Source organism: Microbulbifer sp. SAOS-129_SWC (assembly GCF_039696035.1).
Taxonomy (GTDB): domain Bacteria; phylum Pseudomonadota; class Gammaproteobacteria; order Pseudomonadales; family Cellvibrionaceae; genus Microbulbifer.
In genome coordinates this window covers 41,380-54,111 of record NZ_CP155567.1, presented here as the reverse complement: position 1 = coordinate 54,111, position 12,732 = coordinate 41,380, and the positions used below count along the sequence as shown (strand labels likewise).

13 protein-coding genes are annotated in these 12,732 nt (G+C 62.9%); 3 read left to right on the top strand and 10 right to left on the bottom strand.

Features of this window, described 5'->3' with window-relative positions:
- Window positions 1-11: 11 nt before the first annotated feature.
- Window positions 12-1,151 (bottom strand): cytochrome c oxidase subunit II, encoded by a 1,140-nt coding sequence (gene coxB, locus ABDK11_RS00245; protein WP_346838314.1) that lies wholly within the window; start codon window positions 1,149-1,151, stop codon window positions 12-14.
- Window positions 1,152-1,635: 484 nt separating this feature from the next.
- On the opposite strand from coxB, the gene ABDK11_RS00240 reads away from it, so the two are divergent.
- Both ABDK11_RS00240 and ABDK11_RS00235 read left to right on the top strand, forming a co-directional pair.
- Entirely contained in the window at window positions 1,636-2,964 is a 1,329-nt protein-coding gene (locus tag ABDK11_RS00240) for an MATE family efflux transporter (protein ID WP_346838313.1), read from the top strand.
- Window positions 2,965-3,225: 261 nt separating this feature from the next.
- Window positions 3,226-3,741, top strand: a complete 516-nt coding sequence (locus ABDK11_RS00235; protein WP_346838312.1) for a hypothetical protein — start codon at window positions 3,226-3,228, stop codon at window positions 3,739-3,741.
- 145 nt (window positions 3,742-3,886) lie between these two features.
- Here ABDK11_RS00235 and ABDK11_RS00230 read toward each other — a convergent pair whose 3' ends face one another.
- From ABDK11_RS00230 to ABDK11_RS00220, 3 genes are read right to left on the bottom strand one after another with little or no spacing between them, the layout of a single operon-like run.
- Entirely contained in the window at window positions 3,887-4,717 is an 831-nt protein-coding gene (locus ABDK11_RS00230) for a hypothetical protein (protein ID WP_346838311.1), read from the bottom strand.
- 41 nt (window positions 4,718-4,758) lie between these two features.
- On the bottom strand, window positions 4,759-5,079 hold the full coding sequence (locus ABDK11_RS00225; protein WP_346838310.1) for a YheV family putative zinc ribbon protein: 321 nt from the start codon (window positions 5,077-5,079) through the stop codon (window positions 4,759-4,761).
- Between the two features lie 52 nt (window positions 5,080-5,131).
- Window positions 5,132-7,180, bottom strand: a complete 2,049-nt coding sequence (locus ABDK11_RS00220) for a M3 family metallopeptidase (protein ID WP_346838309.1) — start codon at window positions 7,178-7,180, stop codon at window positions 5,132-5,134.
- A 195-nt stretch (window positions 7,181-7,375) separates the two neighbouring features.
- Between ABDK11_RS00220 and ABDK11_RS00215 the strand changes: the two genes are divergently transcribed.
- Window positions 7,376-7,948 (top strand): gamma carbonic anhydrase family protein, encoded by a 573-nt coding sequence (locus tag ABDK11_RS00215; protein WP_346838308.1) that lies wholly within the window; start codon window positions 7,376-7,378, stop codon window positions 7,946-7,948.
- A gap of 27 nt (window positions 7,949-7,975) precedes the next feature.
- Here ABDK11_RS00215 and ABDK11_RS00210 read toward each other — a convergent pair whose 3' ends face one another.
- The 6 genes from ABDK11_RS00210 to hemF all read right to left on the bottom strand — a co-directional run bounded on the left by ABDK11_RS00210 (window position 7,976) and on the right by hemF (window position 12,709).
- Complete coding sequence (locus tag ABDK11_RS00210) at window positions 7,976-8,377, bottom strand: hypothetical protein (RefSeq protein WP_346838307.1); 402 nt, start codon at window positions 8,375-8,377, stop codon at window positions 7,976-7,978.
- Window positions 8,378-8,579: 202 nt separating this feature from the next.
- Window positions 8,580-9,710 (bottom strand): 5-(carboxyamino)imidazole ribonucleotide synthase, encoded by a 1,131-nt coding sequence (locus ABDK11_RS00205; RefSeq protein WP_346838306.1) that lies wholly within the window; start codon window positions 9,708-9,710, stop codon window positions 8,580-8,582.
- A 42-nt stretch (window positions 9,711-9,752) separates the two neighbouring features.
- Window positions 9,753-10,244, bottom strand: coding sequence for a 5-(carboxyamino)imidazole ribonucleotide mutase (gene purE, locus ABDK11_RS00200; protein WP_346838305.1), 492 nt, complete (start codon window positions 10,242-10,244; stop codon window positions 9,753-9,755).
- A gap of 221 nt (window positions 10,245-10,465) precedes the next feature.
- Window positions 10,466-11,302, bottom strand: coding sequence for a shikimate dehydrogenase (gene aroE, locus ABDK11_RS00195; protein WP_346838304.1), 837 nt, complete (start codon window positions 11,300-11,302; stop codon window positions 10,466-10,468).
- A complete protein-coding gene (locus tag ABDK11_RS00190) occupies window positions 11,299-11,757 on the bottom strand; it encodes a hypothetical protein (protein WP_346838303.1) in 459 nt (152 codons plus the stop codon). Before ABDK11_RS00190 ends, aroE begins: the two co-directional genes overlap by 4 nt.
- A gap of 46 nt (window positions 11,758-11,803) precedes the next feature.
- Window positions 11,804-12,709: an oxygen-dependent coproporphyrinogen oxidase gene (hemF, locus tag ABDK11_RS00185; protein ID WP_346838302.1), complete on the bottom strand. Its 906-nt coding sequence runs from the start codon at window positions 12,707-12,709 to the stop codon at window positions 11,804-11,806.
- Window positions 12,710-12,732: the final 23 nt, after the last annotated feature.

The following is a 12,732-nucleotide window of genomic DNA, read 5'->3' as shown; positions in this document are numbered from 1 at the left end:
GCTCCCCCGCCTTACTGCTTATTCTTGAAATTGAGAATGTCGACGGGCTGTATGGAATCGCCCATATCGTTGCCGAACGCGTTGCGCTCGAAGGTGATCACCGAGGCGAGATCCACCTCCGACAGCTGTTCGCCGAACGCCTGCATGGCCGGGTTTTTCTTCGAGCCGTGCACGACGATGTCCATGTGTGCCTCGATCGGGCCGGTGGCGATCTTGGAGCCGGCCATGGCCGGGAAGGTACCGGGGACGCCCTGGCCGTTGGGCTGGTGACAGGCCGCGCAGATGCGGTTGTACACCTGCTCGCCCTGCGCATAGAGCTCGTCGAAAGTGAAGGTTTTCTTGGCCAGCTCGCTGGCCTTGGCCGCCGCCGCCGCGCGTTGATCCAGCCAGGCGGTGTACTCGGCCTCGGGCACCGCCTTGACCACGATCGGCATGAAGCCGTGGTCCTTGCCGCACAGCTCGGCGCACTGGCCGCGGTAGATACCGGGCTTGTCGATACGCGTCCAGGCCTCGTTGATATAGCCGGGGATAGCGTCTTTCTTGACCGCCAGCTCCGGCACCCACCAGGCGTGGATGACGTCGTTGGCAGTGATCAGGAAACGGATCTTCTTGTGCACCGGCAACACCAGCGGTTCGTCCACTTCGCGCAGGTAGTGCTTGTCCTTGGGTTCCAGGTTGTCGATCTGGGTGTGGGGCGTTGCCAGGTTACTGAAGAAGGAGACTCCGGAACCCAGGTAATCGTATTTCCACTTCCACTGGTAGCCGGTGATCTTGATATCGAGATCGGCTTCCTTGGTATCGTAGATCTTGTAGAGGGTTTTGCTGGCGGGAATCGCCATCAGCACCAGAATGATGGTGGGGATAATCGTCCACGTGAGCTCCACCGCGGTGCTCTCATGAAACTGCGCCGCCTTGTAGCCGCGGCTCTTGCGGTGGCGCCACATACTGTAGAACATCACCCCGAACACCACGACACCGATCGCCACGCAGATCCAGAAGATCAGCATGTGCAGGTCGTAGGTGGTGTGGGCGACCTGTGTCACCCCGCGGGTCATGTTGGTGTCCCAGCGCCCCGGATCTTCCGCAACGGCGGAACGAGTCAGCATAAGGGCGGCCAACAAGGCGAACAGCGGTTTGAAGCCTTTCAACATCGCCTACAGATCTCCGTGTGATTGTTTTTATATCAACCATCGGCTGCCACGGATAACTGGAGCTCTCCACCCGCAGGCGGAGCAATTCCACACAAAAATTGTGGACATGCTGTAGTAACACAAGACTACATACACTGGACGGGGCCTTTTCCCCGCGATACTGCCGTCAGTGCAACTTGTTATTCTTTATCAAGATTTTTACTTCAGATGCCGTCGTCCGGAAGGTACAACCAACAACCTGTATCTCTTTATTTCGTCGCAACTACTGCAGCCTTAAAAGGAACACATCGCCGGGGGAAAGTCAATTACACCGCCAACAGAAACTGCGCATTGGCGCCAACTATTTATGACCAGACAGACCTCTTATTTCTTTCCTGCCGCAGCGCGCGGCACGCTACCAGATCGCCAACGTGTACCAATTGCGATCGGTTAGAATTCCGTTCCGCCTCCATGTGAAGACGCAGAACCCCGATTTAAATCTCCAATGACCCAGTCCAATCCCATTTCCGGGCGGCGAGTCTGGCAGCTCGCCTGGCCGATGATCCTGAGCAATATCTCGGTGCCGTTGTTAGGCGCGGTGGACACCGCGATTCTCGGCCACCTGCCGTCGGCCGAATACCTGTCCGGGGTCGCCATCGGTGCGAGTGTCATGTCGATGCTGCTGTGGGCATTCGGCTTCCTGCGCATGGGCACCACCGGGCTGGTGGCGCGCAGTCGCGACGGCGGCAGCGACTGGCTGTTGCGCGCGCTGCTGCTGGCACTGCTATTGGGCACCGCGCTGAACCTGCTGGCGGCGCCGCTGCTCGATTCCGCCGTGCGCTGGATGAACGCCAGTGCCGAGGCCGCGCCCCACGCGCATGTCTACCTGCAGATCCGGCTGCTGAGCGCGCCGCTGGCACTGGCCAACTACGCCCTGCTGGGCTTTTTTATCGGCCGCCAGGACGGTCGCGCGCCGCTGTTGATCCTGCTTGCCGCCAACCTGCTCAACATCCTGCTCGACTTCGTATTGATTGTCGGTTTCGACCTGGGCGCCCGCGGCGCGGCGGTGGCGACCGTGTGCGCGGATATCTGTGCTTTCATCCTCGGCCTGCGCCTGCTCTCGCGGGTGGAGGCGGATATCTGGCAGTCACTGGCGGCGCGACTGCGGCGGCCCGATTTCCAGCCACAGCATGATGCGGCACCGTGGCTGGAGTTACTGCGCATCAACGGCGACCTGTTTCTGCGCACCTGCCTGCTGCTACTCACTTTTACTTTCTTTACTGCGCAGGGGGCCGCACAGGGCGACACGGTACTGGCCGCGAATGCAATTCTGTTACAGCTGCTGATGATGACCTCCTATGCACTGGACGGCTTCGCCCACGCCACCGAGGCGCTGGTGGGTGAAGCGATCGGCACCAAATCGGTACGCATGTTCCACTCCGCCGTGCGCAGCGCCGGTCTGTGGGCACTGGCCACGGCCATACTGATTACGCTGCTGCTGGCAACCGGTCGCAGCTGGCTACTGCCACTGTTTACCGATCTCACTGCCGTGCAGGCGCAGGCACAGAGTGTTTACGCCTGGCTGTGCGCGCTGCCGCTGATCGCGGTATGGAGCTATCAGCTGGATGGAATTTTTATCGGCGCGGGAAAAAGTCGCGAGATGCGCAATACTATGTTTGTCGCAACCGTGCTGATTTTCTTCCCGGTGTGGTGGTTTACCCGCTCCTGGGGCAACCATGGCGTCTGGTTTAGCCTATTTTTGTGGACTGGTGCACGCTCTGTGGGTCTACTGGTTTACTATGGCTACTACACTTCTAATAGAAGCTGGATGTAACTGGAGCAGCGGTAACAGCTCTTCTTTTCAGCGTTAGGCGGTATTGCCCCGGTGCATTTGATACGGTGCAAATCGACGGAAAGGGGGAGCCACCGTTGTTAATTGACAGTGGTATCAATGACTGATGACTATCTGATCATGCAACAGTGTATCGACCGCGCCGTTACCCTGGAACGGCATAAGGGTCGCTTTCTCCGCGCACTGCGAAGGTCCCTGCCCCACCTCCACCACAGTATTCGACTTCCCCCAAACGACGGCCCCATGCACCTCACCAGTTTTGTGATTCGCTATATACAGGCAGTTCCGGTGTGGCTACAGCAAATCGAGAAGCTGTGTGAGGCCGCTGGCATCGACTTCGAACCGGTGCGCGCGGTGATCGGCCAGAGTTTTACCGAGCCACCGGAGCGCCACCCCGACCAGGTAGGGCTGGCGGCACTGCTCGACGACGCCTATCTGGCGCACCGCGCCCTGGAGGAAATCAACGAGCAGCTACAGCCGGTGTGCGGTGTACCGCTGCTGCCGATGGATCCGATGGTGGCCAACCTGGTGGTGCGGGAGCTGCTGGGAGAAAGCTTCGCCGCGGAGCTGGATGCCATCTGCGTGCAGCTGGGAAAATGCTACCGCAACCAGCGCCTGGGACCGGACAGCATCGTCGCACTGATCCTGTGCCGGCAGCGCTTCACCGACACTCCCGGCGACTGGCCGGATTTCGCCGGCGAGCTGCAGATCGGCCTGCGCCCGCCGATACTCGCACTGGATACCGACACACTGCACTGAGCAGCGCAAAGATCCCGATAACAATACGACAGGATGGCACCTTGGGGCGGTATCACGCATATTCACGATTCCGCCCGCTACTCTTCTTCCCGGGATCTCCCCGCACCCCGCGTTTACTTTTCCGCTACCTGCCGCCGCGCAATCGTTACCCTGCGTCAAATCCGCCCTGCTGCCGGGCGACGATCTGTGACCAGTTGGCGTAAAAGGCTGCGTCGCCCTGCAGTATCGCGCTGTTCAACTGCTCTATCTGGCGGCGCAGCGCAATATCGTGGAAATACAGACTGCCGCCGCGCAGGCTGAAGCCGCGCGGGTGCTGCGCCAGCAGCCGGTAATAGCTTTCCAGCCGCGCCAGGTACGAATCCACCTGCTGCACGGAAAAATGCCCGGGGCGGTAGTGCTCGAGCACCTGGCGGTTTATTTCCGCCAGTGCCTGTTCGCGGCTGGCCGCCGACAGATCGCTGCGCTGCAGCTGCGTACGGACATCCGTGCGCAGGTCGTCCAGGTAGCGGCCCGCGGCCTTGGCGGAATTGCGCAGCCGGTTCAGCGTACGCAGTCGCCGCTTGAGCGCGCCGGGATCTTTATAGGTGCGACTATCGGTCATCGCCGGCGCCGCCAGATCATCCAGGGCGCGGAAGATAGTGCCGTGCTGTACGACGCTGTGGCGGGTGAGTTTCTTGCACACGGCGACCGCGTTTTGCCACTCGGCAAAGGGTTGGCCGGCAAGGATTTTTTCCGGTAGCGCCGCCACCGCATCCTCCAGCTTCCGCTGTTGCTGCGCCAAGAAATCGGGCCGCCGACGCCAGTCATTGGCCTGCAGGCGGAACAGCGACAACAACCCCTGATTCACGCAACTGGCCAGCAGCCCGGCGGTCTGTTCACGCTGCTGGGCACGCTCTTTGCGATAGTGATCCAGGGCAAACAGCCCGACAATAGCCACCAGCAACAGCAGGGCCAGCAGTGGAAAACGTTTTTTCACAATTATTTTTTTACGGTAGCGTTGCTTGATTCACAGGGAATTTACTGCGGCTTTTCACCTTTTTCCGTCGGCTTGTCCGCACCCTGACCTTTTACCACTTTTTTTACTTTTGCCGCCGGCGCCGGCTCGATCAGTTTTACCGGGGCCACTTCCTCGGGCTGCGCCTCGCTATTGACGCGAGTGTTCAATTCGCGCGGCTCCGACTGCAGGCGAATTTCGTCCTTGAATCCGCATTCCACACACTCGCGATAGTTGCGCCCGCCCTCGCGAAAATTCACGATACGGTCCATGGCGCTGCAGCGCGGACACACCGCGCCGGCAATAAAACGCTTTTTCGGTTTTTGGGGTTTGTGTTCGTTCATCGTTATCTACTGCTCGATGTCGTTACTGCAATGGTGCCGGCGCACGGGCGACTCAGCCCGGCGCCGTGTTCAGTTCCAGCTCCACGATACCGGAATGATGCAACAGCGCGTCTATGCTCGGTTCGCGTCCACGGAATTCCGTGAACAGCTCCAGCGCGTCGCGGCTGCCGCCCTGCTCCAGTATCGTGTGCAGGAAGCGCTCGCCGGTGGCACGGTCGAAGATGCCGTTTTCCTCGAACAGGGAAAACGCATCCGCGGACAGCACCTCGGCCCATTTGTAGCTGTAATAGCCGGCCGCGTAGCCGCCGGCAAAAATATGGCTGAAGCCGTTCTGGAATCGGTTTTCATCGGCCACCGGCACCACCGCGACTTGCCCCCGCACCTCGTCGAGCAGCTGCTGGATCTCTGCGGCGCTGGCGCCGCCGCTGCGGCTGTGCAGCAGAAAATCGAACAGCGCAAACTCCAGCTGGCGCACGGTAAACATCGCGGACTGGAAATTCTTCGCCGCCAGCATCTTGTCCAGCAGCGCCTGTGGCAGTGGCTCGCCGCTGTCGAAGTGGCCGGAAATCATCGCGATCGCCTGCGGTTGCCAGCACCAGTTTTCCAGGAACTGACTCGGCAGCTCCACCGCGTCCCAGGCCACACCATTGATACCCGATACCGGCGCCACGTCCACCTGCGTGAGCATATGGTGCAGACCGTGGCCGAACTCGTGGAACAGCGTGGTGACTTCGGTATGGGTCAGCAATGACTGGGCACCCGCGGCCGGTGGGGAGAAGTTGCACACCAGGTAGGCCACCGGCAGTTGCAGGCCATTGGCGGTTTGCCGGCGCACACACACGGTATCCATCCAGGCGCCACCGCGCTTGCGCTCGCGGGCAAACGCATCGAGATAGAAACCGGCGATGCGCTGGCCGTCTTTGGCCAGCCAGAAAAACTGCACGTCCGGGTGCCAGGTGGCGACCGCGGTATCCGCCTCAACGGTCACTCCATAGAGTTTCTCCACCACCGCGAACAGGCCATGCAGCACCCGGTCAAACGGGAAGTAGGGGCGCAGCTCCTCCTGGCTCACCGCGTAACGCTCCTGCTTCAGCTTTTCCGCCGCCCAGGCGATATCCCACGGCTGCAGCTGCGCCAGGCCCAGCTGCTCCGCGGCAAACGCCTGCAGTTCAGTGAATTCGCGCGCGGCCGCCGGCTTCGCCCGCGCGGCCAGATCGCGCAGAAATTCCACCACTTTCTCCACATCGGGGGCCATTTTGCTGGCCACCGACAGCTCGGCGTAACTGCCCATATCCAGCAATTGCGCCTGTTCGGCGCGCAGCGCGAGGATTTCCTCCATGACCGCGGCATTGTCGAACTGGCCGGCGTGGGGTCCGCGATCCGAGGCGCGGCTGACAAAGGCAACGTGGACCTGGCGACGCAGCTCGCGGTTGTCGGCGTGGGTCATCACGGCGAGGAAGCAGGGGCCGTCGAGGGTCAGCAGCCAGCCGGACAGCTCCTTGGCCTCGGCAGCGGCACGCGCGGTCGCCAGTGCTGTCTGCGGCAGGCCGGCCAGCTCGCTTTCCTCCTCGGTGTGGTAACTCCAGGCATTGGTGGCGTCGAGCACATTGTTGGCAAAGCGGCTGGACAATTCCGCCAGCCGCCGGCTATTGGCGGCGAAACGCGCGCGCGCGTCCCCCTCCAGGCCGACACCGCTCAGCTGGAAGTCGCGCAGACCCAGCTCCACGGTCTTGCGCCGCGCCTGCGGCCAGTCGGCGAAGTCCGGTGCCGCCGCCAGTTGTTGGTAGACGCGATAGAGATCGCGGTTCTGGCCCAGTTCGGTCCAGTAGGCGGTGACCTGTGCCAGCGCCGCCTCATAGGGTTCCCGCCAGGGGCCGCTGAGCACGCTGTTCAGGTGGCTGACCGGGGAAAAAGCGCGATTCAGGTAGTCCTGGGCCTGTTCCAGCGGTGCCAGGGTACTGTCCCAGCCCGGGCTTTCCAGCCCCTCGGCCAGCACTGCGCGGCACTCGGCGATCAGCGACTCGATCGCCGGCCCCACCTGCTGCGGTTGCAGCTGGTCAAAGGCGGGTAGCAGCGGGAGATTCAACAACGGATTGGACATGGGACACCCTGTGCTCGATGGATGATAAGGGCTCGCGCAGGTATAACTTCGTCGCACGACCGCCATGGATGGCGGAAGTGCAGATTTTGCAGGAGCAAAAATCTGTCCGAGAGCACAGATGCGCTCGAATGCAGAAGTTATACCTGCGCGAGCCCTAAGGCTATGATAGACAGCCCATTGTACAGGAGCTTGTCCATGTCCCCACTGCGCCCTCACAACCACGGCGGTGAGCAGAAATCACCACAACTCGGCGAGGCCGTCTATATCGATCCCCAGTGCACGGTTATCGGCGATGTCGAACTGGGCGATGACTGCTCGGTGTGGCCGATGGCGGTCGTGCGCGGCGACATGCACCGCATCCGCATCGGCGCGCGCACCAGCGTGCAGGACGGCGCCGTGCTGCACATCACCCACGCCGGTCCGTTCAACGAGGCGGGCTGGCCACTCACCATCGGTGCGGACGTCACCATCGGCCACAAGGCGTGCCTGCACGGCTGCACCGTCGGCAGCCGGGTGCTGGTCGGTATCGGTGCCATCGTACTGGACGGCGCAGTGATCGAAGACGAGGTGGTGCTGGCCGCCGGCGCGCTGGTGCCGCCGGGCAGGAAACTCGAGAGTGGCTATCTGTATGTCGGCGCGCCGTGTAAACAGGCGCGCCCGCTGACGGACAAGGAGCGCGAGTTTTTCCGCTATTCCGCCGCCAATTACGTCAAGCTGAAGGACGAGTACCTGCAGCAGACGTGTCCAGACGCTTTCCCCGAGCAATAGCAGTCCGGGCCCTGCCGTCGGCTCGGGTTACTTGCCCTGCGCGCGCAGCAGGCCGGAGCCGGCGATGCCGCCGGCCGCGCAGGCGAGCACGATCACCAGCGGGGTCAGCGTACCCAGCAGCAGTGCGCCGATACCGTAGCCGTGCATCGGCAGGATCAACAGCAGCAGCACCCCGGCCGGAATCAGCGACAGGAAAAAGCCCCGCGCGAACCAGGTTTTCTGTAGCGGTAGCAGGAACACCAGCCCGCAGATACCGCCCCAAACCACCCGTTGATAGATGTAGCCGTTGGACAGGTGCGGCGCGATATCTACAGCAAAGGCGCGGGTAATGCCGTAGTGTCCCATGGCCCACAGCGCCAGCGCATACCCCAGGCCGCCAAGGCAGCCGGCGGCGAAGCAGACGGACAGGTTTTTAACAAACTCTCGCACTGATTACTTCCTATGATTGGAGTCCGTAACAACGATTGATAAACCGCAGGATGAATAGACGGCAGTATGCCAAATCCCGGCCACAGGACCGTAAACGGTTATGCATTTTTGCAGTTCGGGATGGATCGGAATGCGGGATCGGCATAGCCCGCTGACGGGGCTATGCCTTCTGACGGGGTCGCGGCCCTGCTGACAGAGGACCTCAGGCGGGCCGTTTGGATGCGCCGTAGAGTTCTTCCAGCATGGCGTCGATACGCGCGGCCAGCGCTTCCTGGGTGTCGTCGAGCAGAATCACGTGGCCCATCTTGCGCCCGCGGCGCAGGCCCTTGCCGTACAGCCACACACCTTCATTGGCCAGTGCGGGCTTTTTGTCGACGCCGAGCATGTTGATCATCACCGCCACGCGATCGCAGTGGGTTGCGCCCAGCGGCATGCCCAGAATCGCGCGCACGTGGTTGGCAAACTGGCTGGTTTCCGCCCCGGCCAGTGTCCAGTGACCACTGTTGTGCACCCGCGGCGCCAGCTCGTTGATCAGCAGGCCGTCGTCGGTGACGAAGCACTCCATCGCCAGCACGCCCACGTAGTCCCAGGCGTTCATCAGCGTGGCCAGATAGGTCTCGGCGGTGTGCTGCAGCTCTTCACTCACGTGCGGCGCCGGTGCGGTGGACACCAGCAGGGTACCCCGATAGTGATCGTTCTCCGCCAGCGGGTAGGTAATCACCTCGCCGTCGGCGGTGCGCGCGCCGATCAGGGACACTTCCCGGGAGAAGTTGATGCCCTGCTCCACCACGTACTCGCCCGCCGGCACCTGGCCGCGCAGCGCCTCGAGGGACGCGTCGCTGTCGACGCGCCACTGGTTCTTGCCGTCGTAACCGTTTTCGCAGCTTTTGATAAACGCCGGATAACCCAGTTTCTGCACCGCGCTACAGATCTCGTCGTAGTTGTGCGCAGGCTCGAACGGCGCCACCGGCAGGCCGGCGGCGGTGATGGCATTTTTCTCCCGCAGGCGGTGCTGGGTCTTCTCGAACGCATCCGGACGCGGGTACACCGGGCAGAACTTTTCCAGCGCGCGCAGCAGCGCGCCCGAAACCTGCTCGCGCTCGGCGGTGATCACTTCGGGGCTGCCCATGGCGCGATAGAGCGACTCTATTTGCGCGCTATCGCCCTCGACGCCGTCCGCGGCGCGCACGATGGTACCGAGCCCCTCGACGCAGGTGGTGTCCTCTGCGCCTTCGGCCAGAAAGCTGAATTCAATCCCCAGCGGGCGGGCCTCCTGGGCCATCATCTGTGCCAGCTGACCACAGCCGACTATGCCTACGCGCCTGACGCTCATCTCTGGTAAACCTCACTCATTGCCGATTTCTCATTATCGACTTCATTCAACTTCGAACGGCACCTGCGCGCTCTGCTTTTCGCGCCAGGCGATCAGTCGCTGCTGCAGCTCCGCGTCTGTCAGCGACAGCATCTGCGCCGCCATCAGGCCGGCGTTATAGGCCCCGGAGGCACCCACGGCCTGAGTCGCAACGGCCACACCCTTGGGCATCTGCACGATCGACAACAGGCTGTCCATCCCGGTCATGAACTTGCTCTCCACCGGCACGCCGATCACCGGCAGCGGCGTCATCGCGGCAATCATACCCGGCAGGTGGGCGGAGCCGCCGGCGCCGGCGATGATCACCTGGGTGCCCTGTTCGTGCGCGGTCGTGGCGAATTCCACCAGCCGTTGGGGTGTGCGGTGGGCGGAGACTACCGCGGTGGCGAACGGCACCTGCAATTCAGTCAGCGGCGCCGTCGCGCGCTGCATGGTCGGCCAGTCAGATTGGGATCCCATCACGATGGTGACTTTTTCGAAGGGAATCTGTTTCACTTACGCTTAACTCCAGTATTGCAAGAGCGCCAGACTGGCTTATCGCCACCGGCTTATATTGAAAGGGTAAGGTAATCGCCGGGGGGAAACTCCGGCAGAATGCCCACACCGGCACCGCTGGCCGCCACAAATCAGGGGCGTGAGGATACCAAAACCGGGCAAGAAAGCACCCCTGCCGGCCATTTGCCCCGCGCCGCCGGGGCGGCGGGCCGTTTACCCCGTCACTTTTCAGCCAGCCGTGTGCGCAGTGCGGCCAGCACCGGCGCCACGTCCGGGCGCACACCGCGCCACAGGGAAAACGCTTCCGCCGCCTGCCCCACCAGCATGCCCAGGCCGTCCGCCACCTCGGCGCCACGCGCCTGCGCCCAGCGCATAAACGGGGTCGGCTCGGCGCCGTAGACCATGTCGTAGGCGCGCCCGCCGGCGGCGAATAGATCCTCCGGCAACGGCGGCACCTCGCCGCCAAGGCTGGCGGCACTGGCGTTGATCACCAGGTCGAAGTGGCCCACCAGAGTCTCGTAACCGCCGCCACCGAGGGGACAGTCCTGCCCGCCGAGGCCGGCGAATTCCGTCGCCAGATCCAGCGCCCTGGCGGCGGTGCGGTTGGCGATGGTCAGTAGCGCCGGGCGCTCCGCCAGCAGCGGCAACAGCGCGCCGCGCGCGGCACCGCCGGCACCGAGCAGCAGCACGCGCTGGCCGGCGATCGGCCAGCCCAGGTTGTCGCGGATATCTGCTACCAGGCCGGCGCCGTCGGTGTTGTCGCCGAGCAAGCTGCCATCCGCCTGCAGTTTCAACGTATTGACCGCGCCGGCGGCGCTGGCGCGCTCGGTCAGGCGATCGGCCAACTCGCAGGCGTCCAGCTTGAACGGCACCGTGACATTCAGGCCGCGGCCGCCGGTGGCGAAAAAGTCACGTGCAAATTCAGCAAACGCGCCCTTTTCCGCCAGCAGCTTGTCGTAGTGGATATCCTCACCGGTCTGCGCGGCGAAGGCGGTGTGAATCTGTGGCGACAGCGAATGGGCGATGGGGTTACCCACCACGGCGTAGCGATCACTCACGGTGTTGAGTCCCGCTCGCCGCGCTTGCGCGCGCGCACCGCACCACGGATCTTGGCTGCCTCGTCCACCAGGATCAGGCCGTCGATCTTGAGGCCGTCCTCGGTGTCGCCGAGCAGGTAGCGGGTCGTGGCGCTGTAGAGCTCCGTGCTCTTGTCCCCATCCGGGCACAGCAGAATCCAGTTCAGGGTCGCCAGGCTGTTGTTCTCGTTCAACTCGTTCACATCGGTGACGGTGCCGAGAATCTGGTTCACATCCAGGCGCCGGTAAGCGCTCAGCAGTTTGTCCACATGCTGCACGAACTCGTCGCGCGATACGGTCAGCTTGCTGCCGTCCTCGCGATAGTAGTGCAGCGGGAAACGGTAGAAATCCGCGACCTGTTGCGCGTCGCCGATTTCGAAATGGCGCCGGTAGTCGAGAAACAGGCGGTTGATCTGTTCGAGTCGCGCCTTGTGCACAGCGGCTCTCCTTAATCGATATTCCGTGGATGATGAAGCGACGGGCTCAGACCCAGTCGCGGTGCGGCAGGAAGTCCGTGTACAGCTTTTCCTCTTCGGAGCCGGGTTCCGGCTGCCAGTCGTAACGCCAGCGCACCAGCGACGGCAGTGACATCAGGATGGATTCGGTGCGGCCGCCGCTCTGCAGGCCGAACAAAGTGCCGCGGTCGTAGACCAGGTTGAATTCCACATAGCGGCCGCGACGGTACAGCTGGAAGTCGCGTTCGCGCTCGCCATAGTCACTGCCCTTGCGCCGCTGCACGATCGGCAGGTAGGCGTCGAGGTAGCTGTCGCCGACGGCGCGCATCAGCGCAAAGGCGTTGTCGAAGCCGCCGTCGTTGAAATCGTCAAAGAACAGGCCGCCGACCCCGCGCGCCTCATTGCGATGCTTGAGGAAAAAGTAGTCGTCGCACCATTTCTTGAATCGCGGATAGACCCCGGTGCCAAACGGCGCCAGCGCGTCCTTCGCGGTCTGGTGCCAGTGCACCACATCTTCGTGAACGCCGTAATACGGCGTCAGGTCGTAGCCGCCGCCGAACCACCACACCGGCTCGGCGCCGGGCTTTTCCGCCACGAACAGCCGCACATTGGCGTGGCTGGTGGGCACGTAGGGATTGCGCGGGTGGATGACCAGCGATACGCCCATGGCCTGGAACGAGCGTCCGGCCAGTTCCGGGCGGCCGGCGGTGGCCGAGGGCGGCAGGCCGTCGCCGAACACATGGGAGAAATTCACCCCGCCCTTCTCGATCAGGTCGCCCTCCTCCAGCACCCGCGTACGGCCACCGCCGCCGCCCGGGCGCTCCCAGCTGTCCTCGCGGAAGCGGCCGCCGTCCTCATTCTCGAGGGCGCTGCAGATACGCTCCTGCAGGTCGAGCAGGTACTGTTTGACGGCGTTGGGGTCGACTTGGCTCATGCGGGATCAATCGTTTGCTGTGA